At 46.0% G+C, this 25,886-nt stretch carries 25 protein-coding genes; all 25 read right to left on the bottom strand.

The window, feature by feature from the left end:
- Positions 1-28: 28 nt before the first annotated feature.
- The 25 genes from J4N37_RS11655 to fliE all read right to left on the bottom strand — a co-directional run bounded on the left by J4N37_RS11655 (position 29) and on the right by fliE (position 25,853).
- Complete coding sequence (locus tag J4N37_RS11655) at positions 29-1,162, bottom strand: chemotaxis protein CheW (RefSeq protein WP_252040974.1); 1,134 nt, start codon at positions 1,160-1,162, stop codon at positions 29-31.
- Positions 1,155-1,931, bottom strand: a complete 777-nt coding sequence (locus J4N37_RS11660) for a ParA family protein (protein ID WP_252040976.1) — start codon at positions 1,929-1,931, stop codon at positions 1,155-1,157. The genes J4N37_RS11655 and J4N37_RS11660 overlap by 8 nt, the downstream gene beginning before the upstream one ends.
- An 8-nt stretch (positions 1,932-1,939) precedes the next feature.
- Positions 1,940-3,055, bottom strand: coding sequence for a protein-glutamate methylesterase/protein-glutamine glutaminase (locus J4N37_RS11665; protein WP_252040977.1), 1,116 nt, complete (start codon positions 3,053-3,055; stop codon positions 1,940-1,942).
- A gap of 28 nt (positions 3,056-3,083) precedes the next feature.
- On the bottom strand, positions 3,084-5,306 hold the full coding sequence (locus tag J4N37_RS11670; protein WP_252040979.1) for a chemotaxis protein CheA: 2,223 nt from the start codon (positions 5,304-5,306) through the stop codon (positions 3,084-3,086).
- Between the two features lie 9 nt (positions 5,307-5,315).
- Complete coding sequence (locus tag J4N37_RS11675) at positions 5,316-6,059, bottom strand: protein phosphatase CheZ (protein ID WP_010449590.1); 744 nt, start codon at positions 6,057-6,059, stop codon at positions 5,316-5,318.
- Between the two features lie 115 nt (positions 6,060-6,174).
- Positions 6,175-6,543 carry a chemotaxis response regulator CheY gene (gene cheY, locus J4N37_RS11680; protein WP_017635949.1) on the bottom strand — a complete coding sequence of 123 codons (369 nt, stop codon included), beginning with the start codon at positions 6,541-6,543 and terminating at the stop codon, positions 6,175-6,177.
- A gap of 44 nt (positions 6,544-6,587) precedes the next feature.
- Positions 6,588-7,322 carry an RNA polymerase sigma factor FliA gene (locus tag J4N37_RS11685; protein ID WP_010449591.1) on the bottom strand — a complete coding sequence of 245 codons (735 nt, stop codon included), beginning with the start codon at positions 7,320-7,322 and terminating at the stop codon, positions 6,588-6,590.
- On the bottom strand, positions 7,315-8,202 hold the full coding sequence (locus tag J4N37_RS11690) for a MinD/ParA family protein (RefSeq protein WP_029561023.1): 888 nt from the start codon (positions 8,200-8,202) through the stop codon (positions 7,315-7,317). Before J4N37_RS11690 ends, J4N37_RS11685 begins: the two co-directional genes overlap by 8 nt.
- Before the next feature lie 14 nt (positions 8,203-8,216).
- Positions 8,217-9,722 (bottom strand): flagellar biosynthesis GTPase FlhF, encoded by a 1,506-nt coding sequence (gene flhF, locus J4N37_RS11695; protein WP_252040981.1) that lies wholly within the window; start codon positions 9,720-9,722, stop codon positions 8,217-8,219.
- Positions 9,723-9,748: 26 nt separating this feature from the next.
- Positions 9,749-11,848: a flagellar biosynthesis protein FlhA gene (gene flhA / locus J4N37_RS11700; protein WP_045390032.1), complete on the bottom strand. Its 2,100-nt coding sequence runs from the start codon at positions 11,846-11,848 to the stop codon at positions 9,749-9,751.
- 196 nt (positions 11,849-12,044) lie between these two features.
- Positions 12,045-13,175 (bottom strand): flagellar biosynthesis protein FlhB, encoded by a 1,131-nt coding sequence (gene flhB / locus J4N37_RS11705; RefSeq protein ID WP_252040983.1) that lies wholly within the window; start codon positions 13,173-13,175, stop codon positions 12,045-12,047.
- 9 nt (positions 13,176-13,184) lie between these two features.
- Positions 13,185-13,967 (bottom strand): flagellar biosynthetic protein FliR, encoded by a 783-nt coding sequence (gene fliR / locus J4N37_RS11710; RefSeq protein WP_010449599.1) that lies wholly within the window; start codon positions 13,965-13,967, stop codon positions 13,185-13,187.
- Between the two features lie 12 nt (positions 13,968-13,979).
- Complete coding sequence (gene fliQ / locus J4N37_RS11715; protein ID WP_152684473.1) at positions 13,980-14,249, bottom strand: flagellar biosynthesis protein FliQ; 270 nt, start codon at positions 14,247-14,249, stop codon at positions 13,980-13,982.
- A 26-nt stretch (positions 14,250-14,275) separates the two neighbouring features.
- Positions 14,276-15,145, bottom strand: a complete 870-nt coding sequence (fliP, locus tag J4N37_RS11720; RefSeq protein ID WP_010449602.1) for a flagellar type III secretion system pore protein FliP — start codon at positions 15,143-15,145, stop codon at positions 14,276-14,278.
- Positions 15,132-15,545: a flagellar biosynthetic protein FliO gene (fliO, locus tag J4N37_RS11725; RefSeq protein ID WP_252040985.1), complete on the bottom strand. Its 414-nt coding sequence runs from the start codon at positions 15,543-15,545 to the stop codon at positions 15,132-15,134. The genes fliP and fliO overlap by 14 nt, the downstream gene beginning before the upstream one ends.
- Position 15,546: 1 nt before the next feature.
- Positions 15,547-15,957 carry a flagellar motor switch protein FliN gene (gene fliN, locus J4N37_RS11730; protein WP_010449605.1) on the bottom strand — a complete coding sequence of 137 codons (411 nt, stop codon included), beginning with the start codon at positions 15,955-15,957 and terminating at the stop codon, positions 15,547-15,549.
- Between the two features lie 83 nt (positions 15,958-16,040).
- A complete protein-coding gene (fliM, locus tag J4N37_RS11735; RefSeq protein ID WP_010449607.1) occupies positions 16,041-17,081 on the bottom strand; it encodes a flagellar motor switch protein FliM in 1,041 nt (346 codons plus the stop codon).
- A 7-nt stretch (positions 17,082-17,088) separates the two neighbouring features.
- Positions 17,089-17,589: a flagellar basal body-associated protein FliL gene (gene fliL / locus J4N37_RS11740; protein ID WP_171358928.1), complete on the bottom strand. Its 501-nt coding sequence runs from the start codon at positions 17,587-17,589 to the stop codon at positions 17,089-17,091.
- 40 nt (positions 17,590-17,629) lie between these two features.
- Complete coding sequence (locus J4N37_RS11745) at positions 17,630-19,711, bottom strand: flagellar hook-length control protein FliK (protein WP_252040987.1); 2,082 nt, start codon at positions 19,709-19,711, stop codon at positions 17,630-17,632.
- Between the two features lie 384 nt (positions 19,712-20,095).
- Complete coding sequence (gene fliJ, locus J4N37_RS11750) at positions 20,096-20,539, bottom strand: flagellar export protein FliJ (protein WP_252040989.1); 444 nt, start codon at positions 20,537-20,539, stop codon at positions 20,096-20,098.
- 6 nt (positions 20,540-20,545) lie between these two features.
- Positions 20,546-21,865, bottom strand: a complete 1,320-nt coding sequence (gene fliI / locus J4N37_RS11755; RefSeq protein WP_010449616.1) for a flagellar protein export ATPase FliI — start codon at positions 21,863-21,865, stop codon at positions 20,546-20,548.
- A 3-nt stretch (positions 21,866-21,868) separates the two neighbouring features.
- On the bottom strand, positions 21,869-22,669 hold the full coding sequence (gene fliH / locus J4N37_RS11760) for a flagellar assembly protein FliH (RefSeq protein ID WP_010449618.1): 801 nt from the start codon (positions 22,667-22,669) through the stop codon (positions 21,869-21,871).
- A 69-nt stretch (positions 22,670-22,738) separates the two neighbouring features.
- A complete protein-coding gene (gene fliG, locus J4N37_RS11765) occupies positions 22,739-23,791 on the bottom strand; it encodes a flagellar motor switch protein FliG (RefSeq protein ID WP_010449620.1) in 1,053 nt (350 codons plus the stop codon).
- Positions 23,784-25,526: a flagellar basal-body MS-ring/collar protein FliF gene (gene fliF / locus J4N37_RS11770; RefSeq protein WP_045390020.1), complete on the bottom strand. Its 1,743-nt coding sequence runs from the start codon at positions 25,524-25,526 to the stop codon at positions 23,784-23,786. The genes fliG and fliF overlap by 8 nt, the downstream gene beginning before the upstream one ends.
- Before the next feature lie 15 nt (positions 25,527-25,541).
- Positions 25,542-25,853: a flagellar hook-basal body complex protein FliE gene (gene fliE / locus J4N37_RS11775; RefSeq protein ID WP_045390017.1), complete on the bottom strand. Its 312-nt coding sequence runs from the start codon at positions 25,851-25,853 to the stop codon at positions 25,542-25,544.
- Positions 25,854-25,886: the final 33 nt, after the last annotated feature.

Genomic DNA, 25,886 nt, shown 5'->3' on the forward strand with positions numbered 1-25,886 from the left:
CTCGTTTATGTCGTTCCCGACCACAATTCTATTTTAGTGATTTTACATCTAAACCAGCGTTTAGCATGCCAATTAGTGCATGGACATGAATTAAAGCACACATTTTTTCTTTAACCATGCCAGCAAGCCAAGGTCTCTTGCCTGCTTGTTCACGCCAGCGCACTTTGTCCACATTTAGTGTTTCGGTGCCAAGTAATTGATTACTTGCCAGCCCCCACATACTTTCACCAAGCATCACTACATATTCGTAGCTATCTTTGTATTCGTCGCTCGAAAGCTTATCGGGCATCACCCATTTAGCGGTATCGACAACGTCGTATTGATTCTCTCTGCTAGTTTGAAGGCCCAAATACCAATCCGGGCGACCAATCAAATGGTTCAATTCAGCAATTCTGTGTATTCCACCGAGCTCATCCAGAGGAACCGCAAAAGTGACACCATTGACATCAAAGTACAGAACCTGAAAATCTTCACTTCGCTGCGTACTCTCCCACTCTCTTGATGGCTCAGGGCCAGCTTGAGTATCGAGCTCGACTTCCACCTCTAAGTCTGTATCAACAATCGGTTCAACAATCTCTTCTACAGGCTCAATGGCGACCGTTTCAAGAACACTGTCTGATACAGAAGGCTCTTCGATGGTCCATTCTTGAATTTCTTCTTCAACCACGACTTGTTCTGCAACCTCAACTTCAACCTCTTGGTGCTTAGTCTCAGATGCAATATCAATCGTGTTCTGTTCCAGAATATCGTCAATATCCAGCTCTGCGACCACATTCGTCGACTCAAGCTGACTAAGAAGTCGTTGCACATCCTCAAGATTTGGTGCTTCTAGCTCTGGAGAATATACCTCATGGTATTGATAAGATTCTGGTTGTGAATATTCAAGCTTCAGCTCTGGCTCTGGCTCTGGCTCTGGCTCTGGCTCTGGCTCTGGCTCTGGCTCTGGCTCTGGCTCTGGCTCTGGCTCTGGCTCTGGCTCTGGCTCTGGCTCTGGCTCTGGCTCTGGCTCTGGCTCTGGCTCTGGCTCTGGCTCTTCAGAGCTTAATTCCTGTTCTAGTAAGTCAAGAGGACTTTCTTGCGATTCAAACTCTTCATCAAGTAAAGCACTAAAATAGTCATCTAGCGCTTGCTCACTCGAAAGTACTGGCTCATGTTCACTCATCAATTGCTAACCTCTCTAGATAGATCAGCAACTGTTTATAAGCAAAGACCCCTCGGCTTCCTGATGCAAAGTGCGACGCTGGTAAGCGCTTCAAACTTGCATCTCTGAATTTGGTATCAATTGGCACTGCTGAAGTCCATACCTTGTCTGGGTAATCTTTCTTCAACCGTGTCAATGTCTGCAAAGATGCTTTGGTACGTTTGTCATACATCGTAGGTACGATCGTTACTTTAAACTCATCTTTGCGAGACTTTTGCATGATGGTTAAAGTGCGAATCATCCGTTCCAAACCTTTCATCGCCAAAAATTCAGTTTGGACTGGAATCAAAATTCGATCGCTTGCAGCAAGTGCATTTACCATCATTACACCAAGTATTGGCGGGCAATCAATCAGCACATAATCGTAATCTTGTTCGACTGCTTGTAGGGCTCTTTTTAAGATCAGCCCCATGCCGCTGCGATTCCCCATCACTCGATCAAGCGTCGCTAATGACATATGAGCAGGGATAATATCGATGCCTTCAACCTGAGTCTCAAGAATCAATGGACGAACTGTACTACTGTTAAATGTTCTTAGCTGGAAAAGGTCGAACAAGCTTGAACTCACCGCATCTGGGTCAAAGCCAAGGTAGGTCGTCAACGATGCATGAGGGTCGGTATCAACCATCAGTACACGATGCCCTTTTTGGCTTAACAAACCAGCTAACGTCACAGTCGATGTCGTTTTTCCTACACCACCTTTTTGGTTAGCTACACTCCAAACGATCATGATTTTTCCTACGCTAAACCAACTTCGACCAACATGCGCTCTGCAATACGTTCTAAAGGTAGGTCTTCTGTTGAAATTCCTGCTTTAGCGACGGCTTGAGGCATGCCATATACGACGCAGCTTTCTTCATCCTGCGCCCAAATTGTCGAGCCAGCAGACTTAAGCATGCGTGCACCTTCTCGACCATCTGCACCCATACCGGTTAGCACCATTGAAAGTACTTTATCGCCATAAATTTTCGCAGCAGAACCAAAAGTAACGTCAACACATGGTTTGTAGTTCATTCGATCGCCGCCATCGATAATACGAAGGCGGGCGGCTCCCGCTCTACCATCCACCATCATCTGCTTACCACCTGGTGCGAGGTACGCTACACCAGCTTGCAGCACGTCGCCATCAGCCGCTTCTTTCACCTGAATCTTACACAGAGAATTCAAACGACTTGCGAAAGCTGCTGTGAACGTCGCTGGCATATGCTGAATCAGAACAATTGGGTGTGGATAATTAACCGGCAGTTTGGTGAGAATTTTCTGCAGTGCCACCGGACCACCTGTAGAGGTGCCAATTGCCGTTAGTTGATATTTCTTACCTGAAGCTCTGAACTTTGCCGCTACCGGTCGTGCAGTCGCTGGCGTCGCCGTTCCGTTAGTACGTAAAGCTGTTGGGCGAGAAGCGGTGCTGCTTGGCGTCGCTACAGGTTTTGCAATTGGGCGACGCATAAACGCGCGCTTGGCTGCAATCTGAATAACGCGCTGCTGTAGCAATGTCACTGCTTCATCACGGTTGCGTGCAATGTCTTCAAATTTCTTTGGAAGGAAATCAAGAGCACCTGCGTCCAACGCATCAAGGGTCGCTTTTGCACCGTCATGCGTCAAAGATGAAAACATCAATATTGGCGTTGGTGCTGCCGCCATGATTTCGCGAACTGCGGTGATGCCATCCATCACCGGCATTTCTATATCCATTGTAATGACGTCGGGCTTTAGCGTTTTCGCTTTTTCAACGGCCTCTCGGCCGTTTACCGCAACGTCAATAACTTCAAGGCGCGATTCTGAATTGATGATCTCGCTTACGCGACGTCGAAAGAAACTAGAATCATCAACAACTAATACTTTAATCGCCATTTTTATCCTTTATATCTTTCTACTCAACTTAAATACGAGACGCAGCCGCGTATTGTTTGAGTAGGTCTGGCACGTCTAGAATCAATGCAATGTGACCATCGCTGGTAATCGTCGCACCCGCCATGCCTGGCGTGCCTTGTAGTAAGTTGTCTAGTGGCTTGATAACCACTTCTTCTTGACCTATTAAAGTATCCACTACGAAGCCAACTCGTTGACTGCCTAGCTGAACGATAACAACATGTCCATGGCCAGAACGCTCTGCGACTTTTGTGCCACGTTGCGCCAACCAATTCTGTAAGTAGAACAGAGGAAGCGATTTATCACGTACGATAATCGTCAACTGACCATCAACAACGTTAGTACGACTTAGGTCAAGGTGGAAAATTTCATTAACCGATGCTAACGGTAGTGCAAATGGATGCCCACCGACGCCAACCATTAGGGTTGGAAGAATTGCTAGCGTTAGCGGTACTTTGATGGTGATCTTCGTACCCTTACCTAGCTCAGAATCGATATCGATTGAACCATTCAAGGTATTGATCGCAGTCTTAACCACATCCATGCCAACACCACGACCTGAGATGTCTGAGATCTTCTCTTTACTAGAGAAGCCTGGAGCAAAGATGAGGTTGAAACACTCTTTGTCCGACAGGCGTGCTGCAGCATCTTCGTCCATCATGCCGCGTTTCACCGCAATACCACGAAGCTTATTCGGATCCATACCGCCGCCATCATCGACGATAGCCAGTTCGATATGATCACCTTCTTGAGATGCTGACAAGATCACTTTACCAGTACGAGACTTACCCGCCCTCGCTCGGTCATCAGGCATTTCGATACCATGGTCAACTGAGTTTCGTACTAAGTGGATTAGTGGATCCGCAAGCGCCTCTACAAGGTTTTTGTCTAGATCGGTTTCTTCACCGCGCATTTCCAGCACGATGTCTTTTTGTAAGTTACGCGCCAAATCACGTACAACGCGAGGGAAGCGGCCAAATACTTTCTTGATCGGCTGCATACGTGTCTTCATCACCGCGCCTTGAAGGTCTGCAGTAACGACATCTAAGTTCGCAACAGCTTTCGACATTTCTTCGTCATTGCTGTTTAAACCAAGACTTAATAGTCGGTTACGAACCAAGACTAACTCACCAACCATGTTCATGATGGTATCAAGGGTTGATGTATCTACACGAACGGTCGCTTCAGCTTGAGGCTTCTTAACTGCAGGAGCCGCTGCTTTTGGCTCTTCTTTTACGGCAACGGGTTTTGCTTCCGGCTTAGGTGCTGGAACCGGAGCTGAAACTGGTGCAGGTGCAACAGAAGGTTGAGTAGGTGCAGCTGGTTCGCTAGTTGAGTTTGCGGAAGCTGGCTTAGTCGCAAAATCAAGCTCTTCGATAGAAGGGCCTTTGCCTGAACCATGTAGCTCATCCAACAGCTTTTCAAACTCTTCATCGGTCATCAAATCACTGTCTGCAGACGGAGCTGTTGGCGCTGGAGTAGCTGGTTCCGGAGCTTTAGGTGTTTCAGGTTCAGTTGCAAAGCTTGATGCAGATGGGCTTTTACCAGCACCATGTAGTTCATCCAGTAGACGCTCGAACTCATCGTCTGTGATATCACCACTATCCACTGGTGCGCTTGCAACTGGTGCTGCTGCAGGCTGTGCAGCGTGTGCGCCTGGAGCACTACCTTTACCATGCAACTCGTCCAGAAGCTTTTCGAACTCGTCCTGCGTAATCTCATCAACAGAGCTTGCACTAACGCTTTCAACTGGCGCTGACACTGGTTCTGGAATAACGACTGGCTCAGGTTCAATAACAGGTTCTGGTTCAGCAACAGGAGCAACGGCGACCTCATCCTCAGACTCAGGTCGACATAGACGATGTAGCTCTTCAAGTAACGCCGGATCCGCGGCTTCTAGAGCATCACGATCTTGAACTGCTTGGAATTGAGTATTAACAGTATCCAGTGCTTTTAGCATGGTATCCATCAAACTCGGAGTTACGGAACGTTGGCCATTTCGCAACACATCAAATACGTTTTCTGCGCCGTGACAGGTATCAACCAGTTCGGCTAGCGACAGGAATCCCGCTCCACCCTTTACTGTGTGGAACCCACGGAAAATAGCGTTCAGTAGATCTTTATCTTCAGGGTTATTTTCTAACTCTACAAGTTGCTCAGACAGCAACTCCAGAATTTCTCCGGCCTCAATTAGAAAGTCCTGAAGAATATCTTCGTCTAAATCGTAGCTCATACGTTACCTTTAAAATCCAAGACTGGACAATAAGTCATCGACTTCGTCCTGCGATGAAACTGCATCTTCCCTCAATTCTGGGTGAAGAATTGGGCCTTCCGCTTCACTTGAGCATTTTTGCTTTGTGTCAGAAGCTTCAACAGGTTTGTTAGCTGTTTCTTCTTCTGGTTTGTTATTCGAAAAGACCGTCAATATTTCCACTAAACGCCCTTCCACCTCATTCACGAGTGTAATTACTCTGCGAATGATTTGACCGGTTAAGTCTTGGAAGTCTTGCGCCATTAGAATTTCGGTTAGTTGACCACGTAATTCTGTACTGTCACCTTCAACTTGAACGAGGAGTTCATCGATACGGTGGCAGAGGGCTTTAAACTCACTTAATTCAATTCGACCATGCATGAGTTCGTTCCATTGAGGACGAACTTGCTGTAAGCAGTTATTTAAGTTGTCCGCCATCGGTAGGCAACATTCCACTGCATCCATCGTCTTGTTTGCAGCCAGTTCAGTTTTCTCGATCACGTACTGGAGACGATCCCTTGCATCTGGGATTTCATCTTTAGCGATTTCCGTCATACGTTGATCGATATTGAACTGCTTCAATGAGTCATGAAGGTCACGTGTAAGAGTTCCGATTTCTTGAAGCATCGGATTTCCTTTCCCTTCATATATGGAAGCAACCAGCGCATCTGCTTGTTCTTGCTCTCCATTTTCTAATAACTGGACGAGAGACTTCGCCTGCTCTAGTGAGATCATCCTGAATAGACCCTTTTACGTTTTGCTCTTTCTAATTACTACATTATGTTAAGTGAGCCATCTATTTTTAGATTTAAAGTATTTGACGACTCAGCTAACGAGTAAAAGTAAGGACTTATAAACGTTCGAAAATTTTATCGAGTTTTTCTTTTAGTGTTGCTGCTGTAAATGGCTTAACGATGTAACCGTTAACGCCAGCTTGAGCAGCTTCAATGATCTGTTCACGCTTTGCTTCAGCTGTGATCATAAGCACAGGAAGATGCTTCAATTCAGCATCTGCACGAATGTGTTTTAGAAGGTCAATACCCTGCATTCCTGGCATGTTCCAGTCAGTTACAACGAAATCGAAGTCACCTTTTTTCAGCATTGGTAATGCAGTTAAACCATCATCTGCCTCTTGGGTGTTATTGAAACCCAAGTCACGAAGTAGGTTTTTGACAATACGGCGCATTGTTGAGAAGTCATCAACAATAAGGATCTTCATGTTTTTATTCAAAATTGCCTCCACTGAATCAAAAATCAGTGTTTTTAGTCATTTTGTGTCCACGCACTCAACTTAGTGCGTAAACGTTGCATCGCTTGGCTTAGTATTTGGCTAACGCGAGACTCACTCACACCTAATACATCACCAATTTCTTTCAAATTAAGTTCTTCGTCATAATAAAGCGAAAGTACCAAAGCTTCACGCTCAGGTAGCTGTTTTATTGATTCAACCAGTGCTTTTCTAAACGATTCATTAGCCACACCTTTGAATGGATTATTGTCATCCGAATCTTCGGCTGGCGTTATGACATCATCAGAGACGCCCAGATCTTCGATACCTATGAGCTTGGAGCAATTAATATCCGTCAACGCGTTATGGTATTGCTCTATTGTAAGCCCCATATGAGCCGCAACTTCAGCATCACTAGGATCTCGATTCAGCTGAGCCTCTAGCTCTGCTATCGCTTGATTAATCTCTCGATTATTTTTATGAACAGAACGTGGTACCCAATCCCCTTTGCGAATGTCATCTAACATCGCACCACGGATTCGAATACCTGCGTATGTTTCAAAGCTCGCACCTTTAGAACCATCATAATTCTGCTGAGCTTCGATAAGACCGATCATTCCGGCTTGGATTAAATCCTCAACCTGAACACTCGGCGGTAAACGGCCTAACAGGTGGTGAGCAATACGTTTGACCAGCACAGAATAACGTTCAATGAAAGCCTGCTGGCTATTGACGTTGCCACGCTGATCATAAGTAAGCGCTTTATTCACCAAAAGGGTCCTCTGAGAATTCATTACGATGCAGCAATCTTTCTACAAAAAATTCTAAGTGGCCACTTGGCGTTTTTGGAATCGGCCAAGTCAGTGCCTTGTTCGCTAATGAGCTGATTGCTAAAGCAGCTGGTGAGCGAGGAAAAGCATCCACTACGATTTTTTGCTTCTTAACTGCTTGTCGTACTTTATCATCTAATGGAATACATGCTACGAGTTCAAGGCTCACATTCAAGAATCGCTCTGTGACTAGCGTCAACTTTGCGAATAATTCTCTGCCTTCACGATAACTCCTGACCATATTTGCAACAACTTTAAAGCGTTGAACTTGATGTTCTTTGCTTAAAAGCTTGATCAGTGCATAAGCATCAGTGATTGAAGTTGGTTCATCACAAACGACTACAACCACATCTTGAGCTGCTCGTGAAAAACTGATAACCATATCAGAAATACCCGCGGCTGTATCAATCAGTAACACATCCATTTCATCTTCAAGGCTACCAAAAGCACGAATCAAACCCGCATGTTGAGCAGGTGACAATTCCGTCATGCTTTGTGTGCCTGAAGTTGCAGGTATTATCTTTATACCATAAGGACCTTCAACAATTGCATCTTTTAACTCACATTCGCCTGCAAGTACGTGTCCTAGATTACGTTTTGAGCGAATACCGAGCATAACGTCGACATTGGCAAGGCCTAAGTCAGCATCGAGTACCATCACCTTTTTACCTTGGCGTGCCATACAAATTGCCAAACCAAGTGTTACGTTAGATTTACCCACACCACCTTTACCACCCGTTACCGCAATAACTTTAGTGAGTGATGGCTGTGTTAAGCGACGGAGGCCGCTTGCTTGATCGTGTATCATATTCTCAGTCATAGTAGTCCGCCGCCCTAGAGTCCTTCGTTGTCACTATTCCAAAAGTGAGGTTCGTTCTCTGTCGACTTCTCTAACAGTTCGTTTGCTTTCGCAATCATGTATTTTGGTTGTGCAATCACAATGTCTTCAGGTACACGCTGTCCGTTTGCGATATACGCGACTGGCATTGCATTTTGAATAACTACGCTAATGAACTCGCCTAAGCTTAGGGATTCATCCAACTTAGTTAAAATGCAGCCAGACAATGGAATACGTTTAAAGTGGTCTAGTGTTTCTTGTAATACGCGTCGTTGAGCTGTCGCTGGCAATACAAGGTAACTGTGGATGACCTCTCCACTCTCTTGCATCAATGTATCCAGTTGCTCTGATAGACGAACATCACGTTGCCCCATACCTGCAGTATCAACCAAAATCAGACGTCTGTTTCGTAGTTGATATATAACATCGGCCAATTCATCAGAATCTTTAGCAACTCTTACAGGACAACCCATAATTCTGCCATATATTGACAACTGCTCATGTGCACCAATTCTATAAGTGTCTGTTGTCACTAAAGCAACGTTGTCCGCGCCATACTCCATCGCAGCACGAGCAGCTAGCTTTGCCACTGTCGTCGTTTTACCAACACCAGTAGGGCCTAGTAGTGCGACAACACCACCACGTTTCAATATATCTTGGCGTGGTGTCGAAATCTGGTCAGCGACCAGTGCTAGTAGAGCCTTCCACGCTCTTGAAGGTTTCGTGTCTTCTGGAATATAGCAAGCCATCTGGTCCGCGAGCTCCGGAGATACACCCATACGTTCTAACCGTTTAATCAGCATTGCTCGTAGAGGTTCACGGCGCTCAACTTCCTGCCACATAAGTCCCGAGACTTGATGCTCCAACAAACGACGTATCGATGTCATTTCTTCTCGCATGTTCTCGAGCTCACTTGGCGAATTATCTTTTTCGTCAGAAGGTCGACGGCGATCATAACGTGTCGGATCCAGCTTTGGACTAGGAGGACTGAATCGATCATCTTGAGCAATAAGCTTGGCCAGAGGCGAATCAGGCTGGTAAGGAGCTGGCTGGTTATAGTTCTCTCTGTGCTTAGTTTGTCTTTGCAACAGCGCTGATAACGAATCCTCATTTTCAGCCACATGGTCATCAGATTCCGACGCACCATGGCTATACTGTTTGAGCATATTCGCAAAGCGTTTTGTCATCGAACCCGATTTCTCGGTGCTGTTGTTCAAGCTAATTTTGTCCTCATCTAATAGACGATCTTCAAAACGACTCGCGGCAGAAGAAGACATTTGTTGATGTTCACTATAACGATTTGGTGTAGTAGAGCGACTAGGTGGCGCTTTTGCACTGCTCTCTCCAGCAGCTGCGTTGGACTCGCCATCTATCGCAGCTACGATCTCTACGCCACCCGCTACTTTCTTGTTCGACATGATCACCGCATCCACTCCAAGTTGTTCTTTCACTTGAAGCAACGCTGAGCGCATATCTTTGGCAAAAAATCGTTTAATTTTCAAACTACGAATCCATTATAATGGGTTATTTAATTACCCACGGCTTGCACAATTCTGATCTGTTTTTCATCCGGGATTTCTTGGTATGAGAGCACCCTTAAGCTTGGTATTGTGTTTTTGACAAACTTAGCCAATGTTGAACGCAATACTCCAGAAGTCAGTAGAACTGCAGGTTCTCCCTTCAGCTCTTGTTCTTGTGTCGCTTGGCTCAAGGAAGATTGCAGACGCTCTGCCAATCCTGGCTCAATACCTGCGGATTCTCCTCCTGAAGCCTGCATTGTTTGATGCAAGATTTGTTCCAGCTCAGGAATCAGTGTAATCACTGGCAATTCAGGCTCTATGCCATTGATTTCCTGGACAATTAGTCGTTTAAGAGAGATACGAACCGCTGCTGTTAGAATGTCAGGTTCTTGACTCTTACTTGAGTACTCAGCCAGGGTTTGGATGATGGTTCTAATGTCTCTAATTGGTACCGCTTCATTAAGCAAGTTTTGCAGCACTTTCACAACTACACCAAGTTGCAGTTGGTCAGGAACAAAGTTCTCTACTAGCTTAGGCGCACTTCGTCCAAGCATTTCAAGTAGGTTCTGCACCTCTTCATGCCCAATGAGCTGTGAAGCATTATTGGTTAGCAATTGGCTTAAATGGGTTGCGAGAACCGTTGAAGAGTCCACTACGGTGTAACCTAAGGCTTGAGCGTGTTCTCTCTGTTCTTCGCGGATCCACACAGCTTCGAGACCAAATGCAGGGTCAATTGTTGGTTCACCCTCGATCATGCCGTAAACTTGACCAGGATTTATTGCAAGCTCTTGGTCTGGCTTGATTTCAGCTTCACCAACGGCAACACCCATTAGCGTAATACGATAGCTATTTGGCGTTAGTTCTAAATTATCGCGTATGTGTACAGCCGGAATCAGAAAGCCAAAATCCTGAGATAGCTTTTTACGCACACCTTTAACCCGTTCGAGCAACTCCCCACCTTGGTCTCTATCCACCAGCGGAATCAAACGATATCCTACTTCTAGACCAATAATGTCCACTGGCTGCACATCATCCCAAGAGAGTTCCCGTTGAGAGATAGGTTCGCTCCCACCTTCCAGCTCTGCGGGCGGCTTAGGCTCTTTCGCTTTTTGCTTCTGCTTTTTATCTAGCCAATAAGCAGCGCCACCAGCAATGGCCGCAAGGGAGAGGAATGAGAAATGAGGCATGCCCGGAACAATACCCATAACACCTAAAATTGCCGCCGTGATCATCAGTGCTTTCGGGTTATCAAACATCTGAAAAATCAGCTGCTCGCCCATATCTTCATCAGTATTTTGACGGGTTACCATCATCGCAGCAGCGATTGATAGTAAAAGTGATGGTATCTGCGCAACAAGGCCATCACCAATCGTCAGCAGGGTATAGATTTGCATAGCTTCAGAGAAGCCTAAACCATACTGCGCCATACCGATGGATAAACCACCAATAATGTTGATGAATAGAATCAAGATACCAGCAATAGCATCACCTTTAACAAACTTTGACGCACCATCCATCGAACCATAGAAGTCGGCTTCTTTGGTAACTTCGAATCGTCTTGTTCTCGCTTGCTCTTGATCGATGAGTCCCGCGTTCAGGTCGGCATCGATGGCCATCTGCTTACCAGGTAAAGCATCTAGGGTAAAGCGAGCACTAACTTCAGAAATACGACCTGCACCTTTGGTAACTACCATAAAGTTGATGATCATCAAGATTAAGAACACCACCAAACCAACAGCGTAGTTACCACCAATTACAACATTACCAAAAGCTTCAATAACGTTACCGGCTGCGTTACCACCTTCATGACCATAAAGAAGAACGACACGAGTTGAAGCAACGTTCAGTGCTAAACGAAGCAACGTTGCAATAAGAAGTACTGTTGGGAACGCAGCAAAGTCAAGCGGACGTCGTGTGTAAACCGTAACCAATAACACCACCATCGCAAGCGCGATGTTGAAGGTAAAAAACATATCCAGCAAGAACGCAGGAATAGGTAAGACCACCATTGCAAGGGTGGCAAGTACCATTACTGGCGCGCCGATAGCCGGCATTGAACGCTGTGGTATTTTGGGCAGCTTATCTGCAAAAGGCAGGCTTAACTTCATATTTAGGTGGTGTCTCAGCTTTGATGTCTGCTCGTCTCGACGGGACGAGGGAGCGATAGCACTCATTCGTAAGTGCTAGGTATTGTTGTTGATAAACACGATTTAAGCAATCTGTGTACCAGCATAAACGCCAAAATAATGACTAAAGATCAAAGTAATTCTCAATCCTTTGATCTTTAGCTAATTTCCCTAAGCATTAATGTCGATATTCTGGGGGAATAGGTAACTCATAGTCCTTGAGTTTTGGTCTTTGTCCACCACGCTTGCGGTACTGCTTTAACTGGAATACGAAAGCGAGTACTTGTGCGACAGCGGTAAATAGTGCATCAGGAATCTGCTGTTCTAACTCAGTGGTGTAGTACAGTGCACGCGCTAAAGGAGGAGCTGGCACAATCGCAATGTCATGCTCTCTCGCAATCTCACGAATTTTCATCGCAATATGATCCGTTCCTTTGGCAACAACGACAGGCGCACGGTCTGTTTTTTGCTGATAACGAAGTGCAACAGAAAAGTGTTCTGGGTTGGTGACAATAACATCCGCTTGCGGAACATCAGCCATCATTCTTCGTTGAGCGGCTTCACGTTGTAGCATTCGGATACGGCCTTTAACCTCTGGTTTACCCTCTGTATCCTTGTATTCGTCTTTGACTTCTTGCTTGGTCATTTTGAGTTGGTCAGCGTGCTGCCAGATTTGAAATGGAATATCAATCGCGACAACTATCAATAGCGAGCAACTGATCAGCAAGACGAAGTTCAGCAAGATATCGAGTGCATGGAAAATGTTTTGCGGATAAACATCCATACTAAGCTGAATCAAATCAGCCTGTGATGCTTGGATCAAGTAAATTGCCACCCCTGTCACCAAGCCAACCTTTAGGATTGATTTGACCAACTCAACCCAGCTTTGTAGCCCCACCATTCGCTTCAGGCCACTTAGTGGGTTCATTTTTGACAACTTAGGCATCGCCGCTTCTGCAGAAAAGCTGATTCCCCCCACGCCAGCCGCGCCAATCACCGCAGCAATAAAGAGCGTCAGTAGGATCAGTAGCAGAGGTAGCAGTAAGGAAGTAAGAGCACCGCCCGCGATATCAAACAATTTGGCGACATCAAAGATTTCATCGCGCTTAAGAGCGAACAAGCGGCTCATGATAGAAAACAGAGCACGAGCCAAAGATTCTCCGAACCACATTAAAGATACAGCACCGACGATAAGCACCGAGGCCGATGCAAGCTCTTTAGAACGAGCCACCTGCCCCTTTTCTTTGGCTTGTTGTAACCGTCGGGGGGTGGCTTCTTCGGTGCGTTCTTGACCGTCTGACTCTGCCAAACCAGCCTCCTAACAACTCAAGCGAATGAGGTTACAAATTTGCTCCTCACCCACTGTCCAATACAGTAAGTAGTGGCTATATAAGCCAGCCAAAATATACCAACACAACAACAAACCAACCATCAAAGCAAAGGCAAAACCGAGCGAAAAGATGTTTAGCTGTGGTGCGGCACGAGTCATTACACCGAAAGATAAGTTAATAGTAAGTAGCGCAATAATGCCAGATAAAGACATGCTCAATGCCGTTTTAAACATAATCCCCAACCAACTTGCCATCTCTCTATAATCGACCGCATTCAGGCTGCCTGAACCAATTGGTAGAGTTTTAAAGCTAAACACCACCAGCTGTAGCATTTTCAGGTGCCCATCTGTTGCTAAGAAGAATAAGGTTGCCAAAAACATGAAGAGTTGACCAAGCAATGGGGTATTTTGACCATTAGCCGGATCGACCATCGATGCAAAGCCTAAGCTCGACTGCATACCTAATATCTGGCCCAGCAGAACAAAAGTTTGAATCAAAAACTGAGTAACCATTCCCATTGCAACGCCAATAATGATTTGCTCAGCGATGGTCATAAAACCACGAAATGAGAGCAATTCAATATCTTGAGGAACTGCCGGAATAGCTGGCATCACGGCAAACGTAATCGCTAACCCGAGGTAAAGACGAATACGTGGCGAAACAAAGCGAGCACCAGTCACAGTCATTACCATTAACATTGAAGATATACGGACATATGGCCAAAAGTAATTGGCAATCCAATCCAGTACAATGTCAGTTGGGTATTCCATCACAATACCTTGTTAATAAAGCACTTGAGGCAAGCGCTCAATCAAACCAAAAAAGTACTCCATCAGCATTTGCGTCATCCAGTGACCAAATAGCATTAGGGCCAACAAGGTCACAATCAAACGTGGCAAAAAGCTCAATGTCTGTTCGTTGATAGACGTTGCCGCTTGAAAGATTGCCACGACTAAACCAATTAATAAGCTAGGAATAATGATGGCGCAGACCATGAGCAGCACCATCCACAAAGCATCTCGGAAAAGCTCGACAAACATTTCAGGAGTCATAATTATTCCTCTTCAAATTTGCCCAGCTACAAAGCAAAGCTGCCCGCTAGGGTTGATAGTATTAAGTTCCAGCCATCAACTAACACGAACAACATTAGCTTGAATGGCAGGGATACAATCATAGGCGAGAGCATCATCATACCCATCGCCATCAGTACTGACGCGACCACTAAGTCAATAATAAGAAACGGAAGAAACAGCATAAAACCAATCTGGAAAGCTGTTTTTAGTTCAGAAGTGATAAAAGCAGGGATCAACACCGCCATAGAGACATCTTCAGGGTTTGTCACTTCCGCCCCAGACATATTAACGAACGTTTCAAGGTCTTTAACGCGAGTCTGCTTGAGCATAAATGCCTTCATAGGCTGTTGTGCTGCATCAAAAGCTTCTCGCGCTGTGACTTGCTCGTTTAAATATGGCTGAATGGCTGTTTCATTCACTTCATTGAGTACTGGGGACATCACGAAAAAAGTAAGGAACAACGCAATACCAATAATGACCTGGTTTGATGGCGTTTGCTGCAAACCCATAGCCTGGCGCAGAATGGACATGACGACCACGATACGGGTAAAAGAAGTCATTAAAATGACCATCGCCGGCAAGAAGCCAAGCATGGTCATCAGAGCCAGAATTTGCAGCGTAACGGAATAATCTTCGCTACCATCTGGATTGGTCGTCATGGTAAATGCCGGAATGCCGCCCGTGTTGGAAACCGATAACGAGTGGCTTGCACCTTTATCACTCTCCATCGCTTGCACGGTAACACTGCCTCCTGGGGCTAAGTTGGCGGGCAATGCGCCTTCTTCGGCTTGAGCGAACGCGGCTGACGACGTTAATAGACTTAGCATCAAGACAACAAGGCCGATGACCAGCCTAATTGGATTATCCTTTATCATTCTTTTTAATCAGTTGGCTAAATTGACTAGCAAATGCATTGGTCGCCAACTCATCCTCTTTTAGCGGCTGTTCTAGTTTAGCCAGGGTTTGAATCGATTGACTGGTAATACCTACCAAAAATTGCTCTTCTCCGACTTGCACGACTGCGATACGCTCTTTCGTTCCGACAGGTAACTGGCTGACAATTCTTAAACCTTTTTGCTGACCCATTACTGGAACCTGCATACGCTTTAGCAGCCATGCCAAAAAGATGATGACACCAATGACAAGAACCAATGAGCCCAATGTCGTCGCCATATCCAAACTATTTGGCGCCGCTGCAAATGCATAAGGAGCACTCAGCGCAAGGCTCAGTGCTCCTGTCATTTGCATCAACCGTGTATTGATTGAACTTCTCATACTAGCGTAGCTTTTTGATACGTTCAGTTTGGCTAATTACGTCCGTCAGACGAATACCAAATTTGTCGTTGACGACAACAACTTCACCATGAGCAATGAGTGTACCGTTCACTAACACGTCAAGGGACTCTCCCGCTAAGCGGTCCAGTTCCACGACAGAGCCTTGGTTTAACTGCAATAGATTTCGAATGCTAATCTGAGAACGACCGACTTCCATCGAGATAGTCACGGGAATATCCATGATGGTATCAAGCTTACGTCGCTCATCTTCAGAAATAGGCGCAGAGGTATCTTTCAACTCTTCTAATGGCGCTGCAAGCACTTCATCAACATCAATTGATGGTGCTGATGGATCTTCGCCAAGAGCTGCTGCCCATTCGTCAGCAAGTTTTTGATCGTCACTTGGTTCCATTATTGTGTCCTGTCTTAAATCTTCTTTGTTCTTCCACCTTCGCGATCAATTCAGCAAAGGCATTGAAATACTGGCGTATTAATTTAATCGTCATCATCGCTTTCAAGCTCAGACATAATGTCCTTACCCAAAAACGCCAAATCCGTTTTTACTACATGTGGACGCTCGATTTCCTCAGAAACTTGCACTGCCAGCTTGTCTTCTGAGCGCCCCATTTTGACTCGATAGGTGGGTAAATCTTCAATGAACATCGTCGCGTGTTCTGGCATCTCAATCGGGATCACATCACCCGGTTGAAGTTCCATCAAGTCACGTAGAGAGATGTCTTTCTCCAGCAAATTCACACGAAAGTTTACCGGGCAATCCATGATCTCTTCACGCAGAGCAGAACTCCAACGTACGTCTGTTTCCATCTTGTCAGATTGAACACCCGCATCCAGCAATTCGCGGATAGGTTCAACCATCGAATAAGGCATTACAACGTGAAAATCGCCGCCACCGCCATCAACCTCGATATGGAATGAGCTGACAACAATCACTTCTGTCGGGCTCACGATGTTGGCCATACTAGGGTTTACTTCTGAATCGAGATATTCGAACTCCACCCCCATGACCGGAGACCATGCTTCTTTGTAGTCTTCAAAAACAATTTTTAGGAGTAATTGAATAATGCGTCGTTCGGTTGGAGTAAATTCACGACCTTCGATTTTGGCGTGGAAGCGACCATCGCCACCAAAGAAGTTCTCTACCAGAATAAACACCAGACGCGCTTCCATAGTGATCAGTGCCGTACCTTTTAACGGACGAAAACGCACCATGTTCAGACTGGTTGGAACGTACAGGGTATTTTGGTATTCACCAAACTTCATCATCTGTACGCCATTGATCGACACTTCTGCCGTTTTACGCAACATGTTAAACAGACTGATCCGCATGTGTCGTGCAAAGCGCTCGTTGATAAGTTCGAGCGTCGGCATGCGACCACGTACAATTCTGTCTTGAGATGAGAAGTCGAAGTTAACGGCACTCCCCGTGTCTTCGTCCATGGGTTCATCGACGTCATCAACATCGTCTACACCATGTAATAGCGCATCAATCTCATCTTGGCTTAATAGATCTGTCACGTTTTACCTATTGAATAACAAAGTCTGTAAATAGGACTTTTTCGATAACTGGTTTACCAACCGCAGCATTCAGCGCAGCTTTGATATCGTCAGTCGCTCGGTTTCTTAACTCAATTCGACCATCCGGAGAGCGCAGCTGCTCAACCGTAGCAGAAGCAAACGTTGATAGAAGAGAGCTTTCTATAAGTGGTGAGTGATAGCGAGCTAAGTTTTCATTTTCACTACCACGAACCATCAGTTGTGCTTTGATTTGAACAAGTCGATCCCGGCTATCACCTGTTACATTGAACACAAACGGCTGCGCAATATTAACGTAAGCGATTGGGTTTGCTGCCGCGACAGCTTGCGCGTCTTGTTCAACCGCGGCTTGTTCAGGTTCACCAGAGCCCATTAAAAAGAATGCAGCAGCACCGCCACCACCAAGCAATACGACGACTGCAATGATGATAATTAACAATTTACTTTTGCCTTTAGGCGCGTCAGCACCTTGTGGTTGTTCTTCTGCCATATTCTTCTCTTATGTTATTTGACGCTAAAACTCTGATATTTTATGCGTAAAAACTAATTCCATCACGCTTTGAAGTCACATTCAAATCAAGATTCACATCAGCATCAAAGTTTTCATCTGATTGACCAGAAAAACCTCGCTCTGAGCCACCTTTTCCAGACTGTTCTGATGCAGTATACCCTTGTTGTTGACCACTACTCTGCTGCTGAACAGAAGAGTCAGCAAGCTGCATACCTTGTTGAGCAAGCATTTCTCTTAAACGAGGTAGCGTCTGTTCAATCAAATCTCGAGCTTGGGGATTACTAACCGTAAAATGAACATTGGCTAAATCGTTGTTCATTGTCATGCGGATCTGCATACGCCCTAGCTCTGGCGGATCTAAGCGGATATCGAGGTTCTTAAGATTCTTCGACATCATCATCTGCACTTTTTCTGCAACTTGTTCATTGGCTAGCTCTTTGGTTAGCTGCAGTGGTAGTTGAGGTTGCTGAGCCGCATCAACTCGCGCCTGTTGCTGGGCCGTTACGCCTTGCTGACCTGCTGCAGCTTGAATTTGTCCCGCTAAACCATGCTGAGCTTCTGGTTTGTCCTGCTGGTGTGAAGTGCCTTTCAGTGTGCCAGCCGCTAGACTTGCGCTCATTGCCTTTTTACTTAAGTCTAGATTCGCACCTGCGTGCGCTGCAGGGGTCATATTGGCTGCAACCAAGGCATCTGGCATTGCCGCAGCTTTATCTGCATTTGGTGTCACCGTTGTTTGCACATTGGCTTGCGTTACTGCATGTTTTAGGTCTTGCGTAGCAAGTTGGTGCGCTTGTTGAGCACTCACCGCTGAAGCCGCTACGCGACTTTGAGTGAGCGTTGCTTGATGCTCGGCCATCGCCACTTTCACATCACTAGGTAAAGCGACAAATTGGGCTAACTCTTGCTCTGGGATATCCGCGACCAACTCGCCAGATTTTAGCCCTTCAATTATCTCGATTTCTTTTGCAGACAGAGGCTCACCCTGCGCTAACTTGGTATCAATAATGTCCAGCTCAGCAAGAGCTACGCGTTGTACTTCAACTGCCTCGCTTTCTAGTGGTATTGCCTGATTAAGAGCTTCTGTACCGACTAGCGCTTGAGCGCCTTGTGCTACGACTTGACCATTGACCGCTGCTTGGGTCGTCGCATTCACCATCGCTTCTGCATGGACCGCCTGTGTGCTTGGTGAGTTCCAATCAATCTGCGCTGCTGATGGGATGTCACCACCTTGTTGTGGCTGAGAAATGTTTGGCACATGTTGTACGTTTGACGCATTCGAAGCGACAACTAGCGGCTTGCCATCAGCGTCTAGCATCACTTTTTCAGGGTCAACCGAAGAAGTCGTCTCCATCCCTTTGATAGACGTATCTGTCGCTAAAGCTTTTTGTTGCTCCGAAGTTAGGCGAGCACTTTGCACATTACTAGCGCCCGCCGATACCATAACGCTTTCTGGTGGCAATGCTTTGCCACCAGAAAGCTCGTTTGATTGAAGCGTTTGGTTTGCTTGCTCAATACGCCCAAGTAGCTGCTGACCTTCTCCCATCGCGCTCTTCACTTGCTCGGTCTGTGGTTGCTCGGAAGATTTGGTTTGGGCAATGTTCGTTTGAGAGTCTTGAGTTGGCTTCGCAGCCAGTGAAGCTGATTCAGAACCAGTCAACGTCGCCTCCGCTCCCTTTGTCATTTCGCTAGAGTCTGGAGAGGTGGAACGACTTGCAGTATCTAATTCAGCTTTAATTGATTTACTTTCGTGGTCGCCACTTTGTGCACCTGCTGCTTTGGATTCACTCTGCTCAAGCAGTTCATCGGTCGACTCTGTGGAAGCGACTTTATCAGCTTCACCACCTTCCGCAGAGACTTTTGCTTGGCTTTCAGCTTCTGAGTCTGCTGAAGCATCGTTAACCACTTCATCTTTGGTCTCTACCGAAGCGTCAGGTGCATCAGATTTTGCCACCGCCTTCTCTGCTTTTTGTGAATCACTAAACACCCCAGCTAAGGTTTCAAAAAAACCTTTGCTTTCAGGGTTATCTTCAACAACCTTACTAGAAGAATCGGTGACCGACACCTTATTGGTTGCAGAAACATTCGATAAATTCACATTCATATAAACACTCTCATCATCGGCAGCGTTGAGCATATCGCTGTCGGATTGCACTTTGGCGGCAAACTTAGGTCACAAGACCCGATATTGATAGCTAATTTGCAAAAATCACGCCAACAGCAGATCAAAAGAGACCAAACTGAACTGTGGTTAACCTGGTTGAAAGAAGAACGAAATTTTTACTCGTGCTCGAAGAGAGACAAATGTTAGGTAGCTGTGTTCATGTTGGTGCACACAATTATGATGACGTTGTTTAGCGGTTAGATTTGCGCCCTTGGGTACCGACTCAAAGAATGGTAATAATGGAACTTGATTCACTTGAGGGTTTGAAGGAATTGAGCAAGGTGCTATATACGCACCTTGCTTGAAACCGTCGAGTGATAAAACTCAGAAATGTTGTGGCTTTCGGCTGTAGAGCAAGGTAGAAAACTCATCCATTTGCTTCTGCTCTCGCTTAGCTTCCGCCGCTTGTTTTTCTTTCTCGCGCTTTTCAATCATCCACTCGTAAGACATGCGCTCTTTGCGCATGTTTAACCAGTAATCTTGGCAGTTCGTTACTTGTTCCTTGAAGTGGGTTTCTGCTTGCTTCTGCTTAGATAACGTTTCATCTAATTGCGTGAGGAATCGATTCAAATGCCCGTATTGACTTGCAGTAAGCCCTGCCATGCCACGGTCTACGAGCTGCTGGCAGTAATCAAGACGATACTTTTCGATTTGTTCTACTTGGCGGTAGTAATCTTCTAGCTCAGTGCGCGCTTTGTTGAGTGCAAGCACTGCTTGGTCTTCACGCTCTTTTGCCTGCTCAAGCAAGAATTCCATCGCATTATTCATAGGTTATTACCCACCCAAGAGGCTTTTCAACATATTCACACACATGTCGTAAGGAACCGACTCTTTCATCCGCTGTTGTAGGTATTCATCCAGTTTTGGTTTGATGGTAAATGCACCATCAATAGCTGGATCGGTGCCCGGCTTGTAGGCTCCGATTGACACCAAGTCTTGGTTCTTGCGACAAATCGACAATACCTGACGTACCGCTTTTGACATCAGGACGTGCTCCTCAGTCGTAATTTGCGGCATAACACGACTGACTGACTTCTCTACATCAATCGCAGGGTAATGACCGGCATCCGCCATTTCACGAGAAAGTACAATGTGACCATCAAGAATCGCTCGTGATGCGTCAGCAATTGGGTCTTGAAGGTCATCACCTTCTGTTAATACTGTAAAAAATGCCGTAATTGACCCTTGCTCTGGACTGCCATTACCAGCACGTTCCACGAGCGCAGGAAGCTTAGCAAAAACACTCGGTGGATAGCCTTTAGTTGCTGGCGGTTCACCGACCGACAAAGCTATTTCACGCTGAGCTTGAGCAAAACGGGTTAGTGAGTCCATTAGAAGCAAGACATCTAAGCCTTGGTCTCGAAAATATTCGGCAATTGTTAGCGCCGTTTGACAACCTTTCAAACGCATAAGAGGTGATGCGTCAGCAGGAGCGGCGACAACAACAGAACGACGTCGTCCATCTTCGCCAAGAATCTCCTCAATAAACTCTTTTACTTCTCGGCCACGCTCACCAATCAGGCCAACCACCACAACTTGAGCAGTTGTTCCGCGAGTCATCATGCCTAGAGTTACCGATTTACCAACACCAGAACCTGCAAACAGACCGATACGCTGACCTTTACCAACCGTCAACAAACCGTTAATCGCTTTTAAGCCAACATCGAGTGGTTCAGAGATCGGTTTACGTGACAGAGGGTTGATGGGTTCGGCATTGAAAGATGCACGCTGCTCTGTGTACAGAGGACCCAATCCATCAAGCGGGTTACCAACGCCATCAATAACGCGCCCCAAAAGCTCCATGCCTACCGGCAGGCCTGCTTCGCTGGTCAGTGGCGTCACTCTAGCGCCAGGAAGAATGCCTGTGATTTGCTCACTCGGCATCAAAAATAGATTATCACCAGAGAAACCTACGACTTCTGCTTCCATATGTCCGGAAATAGTTTCAACCAAGCACAAACTACCAATTGGAGCACGACAGCCTGTTGCTTCTAGTGTTAAACCCACAACTCTGACGAGCTTCCCTGAGGCAACAGGCCTCGTGGTAAGCCCTTCGATTTTGTAGCTTTTGAGGCGTTCAGCTAACGCAAGCATGGCTTACTCGCCTCCTTGATGGCGATTGGCTCCACAAAAACTCTGAATCACTTGCTTGATGCGCTCTTCCATTCGGTAGTTAATACTCGACTCTCCCGCGGCAATCTGTACATCACCACGATTTAACGCAGGCTCTGCTACAAGCGTCCAATTACGGAACTCCAACTCACTCTCGCCATAAGAAGAGCGAATGATGGATACATCGTCGGGGTTAAGATGCAAAGTGATCGGGTGTCCACTGATTGGTAATGCTTCGACAGACTGCTTCACCGTATCAAGGATGACTTGAGGATTCGTTTGAACTTCTACATGAACCACTTCTTTTACAAGGCACAACACCATGTCTACCAATTGCTTTTCGACCTGAGCATTCATCAACTCAAGCGGTTGAGCAAATTGGTTAGCAAGGTTAATAAAGGTCTCAACTTGTTGCTGAATGTACTCTTGACCTGCAGTCACGCCTTCGACTTTACCGAGTTCTAAGCCCTCTGCATGGCCTGCTTGTAGGCCTTCATCTTTACCTTTTTCGTAGCCTTGCTTAAAACCAGCCTCTTGGCCTTGATGCAAGCCTTCTTGATACGCTCCTTGCTTAATTAACTCGATTTGCTCTTCTGTTAATTCAAGAACTTGCTCTTCTTCAGGCTCATCAAAATTAGGCACCCACCCTGGGTCATAATTAAAGGCGGTCTCTTTCGCCTGCTTAGAACTGGCATCGGCATAGTCTGGTAACCCCCAGCGCTGAGGTTCAACCATCGAATCCTCTTCGTCAGGGCGAATAAAGCCACGTTTTCTATCACCGACCATGGGGCACCTACTGTGTACTTAGCTTTGAAGATAATTAGCCCTGCGGAGAATGGTGCAGGGCTGTAGTGATTATAGGAATTCGTCCGCGCCGCCTGATAGCATGATTTCTCCGCTATCAGCCATTCGTCTTGCAATTGCCAGAATTTCTTTCTGCGCCGCTTCCACATCTGCAACACGTACTGGTGGCATTGCTTCAATATCATCGCGCATCATCTCAGCGGCACGCTTAGACATGTTCTTGAAGATCTTCTCACGTAGAGAGTCATCGGCACCTTTAAGTGCTTTCTGCAGAACATCTTGAGGCACATCACGCAGCAATTTTTGAATACCTTGGTCGTCCACTTCGACAAGGTTTTCGAATACAAACATAAGATCTTGAATCTGCGTCGCCATGTCTTCGTCTTGATCTCGAATCTGCTCCATGAGCAAACCTTCGACGTTGTTGTCGAGGTAGTTCATGATCTCTGCTGCTGCCTTCAAACCGCCAATCTTCGCTGCTTGTGCACCAGCCTGACCAGCAAACTGCTTCTCCATGATTTCATTTAGCTCAGCCAATGCAGAAGGTTGAACTTCTTCTAGGTTGGCGATTCGCATCATTAGGTCGAGACGCACGCGTTCAGGGAACTGAGATAGGATTTCTGCCGATTGATCCGCTTCTAGGTATGACAATACGATAGTTTGAATCTGCGGGTGCTCGTTAACAATGATGCTGGCAACCTGACGAGGATCCATCCATTTCAATGAATCAAGACCTTTAGAACCAGTACCAAGTAGAATTTGGTCTACTAGGTTATTCGCTTTGTCCTCACCTAGTGCAGCCACAAGCGCATTACGCATAAAGTCTTCACTGCCCATACCGATGTTAGTGTACTTCTGAATGTCTTCCAGAAATGCACGATGTACCGCAGAAACTTTATCCTGGCTAAGATCCTTCGCTCTCGCCATCGAACTACCAACACGCTGAACCTGCTTTGGTTCAAGGTGGCGAATTATCCCTGCTGCATCTTGTTCATTGAGACTCAACAGCAAAATTGCCGCTTTCTCTTCACCAGAAATGGTTGATGGGTCAATTTCTGCAGGTACACCCGCATTTTCTTCTTGAGGAACAATATCGTTAGCCATTATCCAACATCCAGTTCTTAACTACTTGAGCGGCAAGCTCTGGTTCGTTTGCGACTAACGCACGAACCGCTTTCAACACATCTTCATCTTTATGAAGGTTTGGTAGATCGATGCTTGAACCAAATTCAAACAGTTCACTACTCTCGATATCACTGCCAATCAGGCTGGTCTCACCATCTGCACCAATTGGTAGACCATCAGGTCCATACATTTCGTCTTCATCATCCGCCGCAGGGTTGAGAAGTTTCTTCATAGCAGGGCGAACAAGAACAAGAACGACCACGATAATGACAAGTGCACTTGCGAACCAGCGAACCCAGTCATTAAAGTTAGGGTGCTCCCAAATTGGCGTATCGGCCAACTGTTCCATTTCAGGTTCTGCAAACTTAACGCTCAGAACATTCAATAAGTCTCCACGCGCTTCACTAAATCCGACGGCACCAATCAAAACTTGACGGATGGCGTTAATTTCAGATTCACTGAGCGGTGTATACGTCACCTCACCAGTGTCAGGGTTAACATTGCGATGTTCTTTGATAGCTACGGAAACGGTTTGGCGGTTAATCACTCCTGTTTGCATACGTTCATGTCGAATGGTCGTATCCAATTCGAAGTTACGAGTTGACTCTTTGCGTACTGAGCCCTGGCCTAGCACCGAACCGTCTTTCATTTGCGCAACATCTTGCGGGATAGATGCATCTGCAGGAGGCTGATTACTTAGAGCCCCCGGCACCCCTGCAACCATGCTGCCATTGTTATAATCTTCAAGTGCATATTCACTGCGTGTCGCTGGCGTATTCGGATCAAACTGTTTACGTGTTTGTTCGATGGCACTGAAGTCCATTTGAATATCAACCTGCGCGGTATAGTTTCCGTACCCCAAAATAGGCAAAAGAACAGAATCAATTTTTTCTCGCAAAGATTGCTCTTGGCTGCGTTCAAGCTCTTGCTCTTTACGGCGAGCGGCGGAAACTGGGTCTTGTGAGCCAGAGTTAAGCAAACGTCCATGCTGATCCGTCACCGTAATTCGAGATGTTTTCATCCCAGGTACGGCGCTTGCCACCATATCGACAATAGAGTCGACTTCCTGCTGCTTCAGGTTTGCCCCAGTCGATAAAGTTAAAAATACCGATGCCGAAGCTTCTTGGTTGTGACGGACAAAAACACTGTGCTTTGGTAATGCAAGTAAGACACGAGCCTTGCGAACTTGCTTCATTTCTTCAATTGCTTGAGCGAGCTGCCTTTCACGGCTGAGTTTTAAACGCTCTTGCTCCAAACGCTGAGACACACCAAAACCCATATCTTGCAAAAGGATATCGTCGCCAGCCTCAGTCGCTTGATTGACACCTGCACGAACCATTCCCAACTTAATTGAGTTGTAGTCGCTCGCTTCGACGGAAATCGTATTACCATCAAGTTTATAATTGATTTTTTGCTGATCTAAGTAGTCTAAAACTGGGATAAGTTCTTCAGTTTCATACGCGCCAAGTGGTCGCATTTCTGGTTCTTTGACCCAGAAAAACAACATCACAATTAACGCAACACAGATAGAGATAGAAAGTACAAGTACGACTTGTCGCAGTAGATCGAGATCACCTACTGCCATATCAAACTTTGATGCACTGCGCTCTTCTAGATCTGGATTTTGACCTTCAACATCGATATCCGAACTAGAGACAAGAGCGCCATCGGTTCCGCCATCAGAGACGGTTAAATCTGTAGACTGTTCTGCCACACTTGTTACCTAAAATTAAACTGGCATGTTCATGAGGTCTTTATAAGACTCAATGAGTTTATTTCGAATTTGGACAGTTGCATCGAATGCGACGCTAGATTTGTTTCGTGCAATCATAACGTCAGAAAGGGATACGTCAGCGTCACCGCGATCAAAGCGAGTTTGTAGATCTCCAGACGCTTTTTGCAATGAGTTAACGTTATTGATGGCTTTAGTTAAAAGATCACCAAAATCTGCGCCCACTTTTGCACCAGTTGCAACGGGAGTAGTATTGCTCGCCTCTACCATCATGGCACGCATTTGTGATTGAAGACCATCAATTTTCATTGTCACCTCTAAGCCAAAAGTTTGACGACTAAT

Source organism: Vibrio sp. SCSIO 43153, assembly GCF_023716625.1.
GTDB lineage: Bacteria > Pseudomonadota > Gammaproteobacteria > Enterobacterales > Vibrionaceae > Vibrio > Vibrio rotiferianus.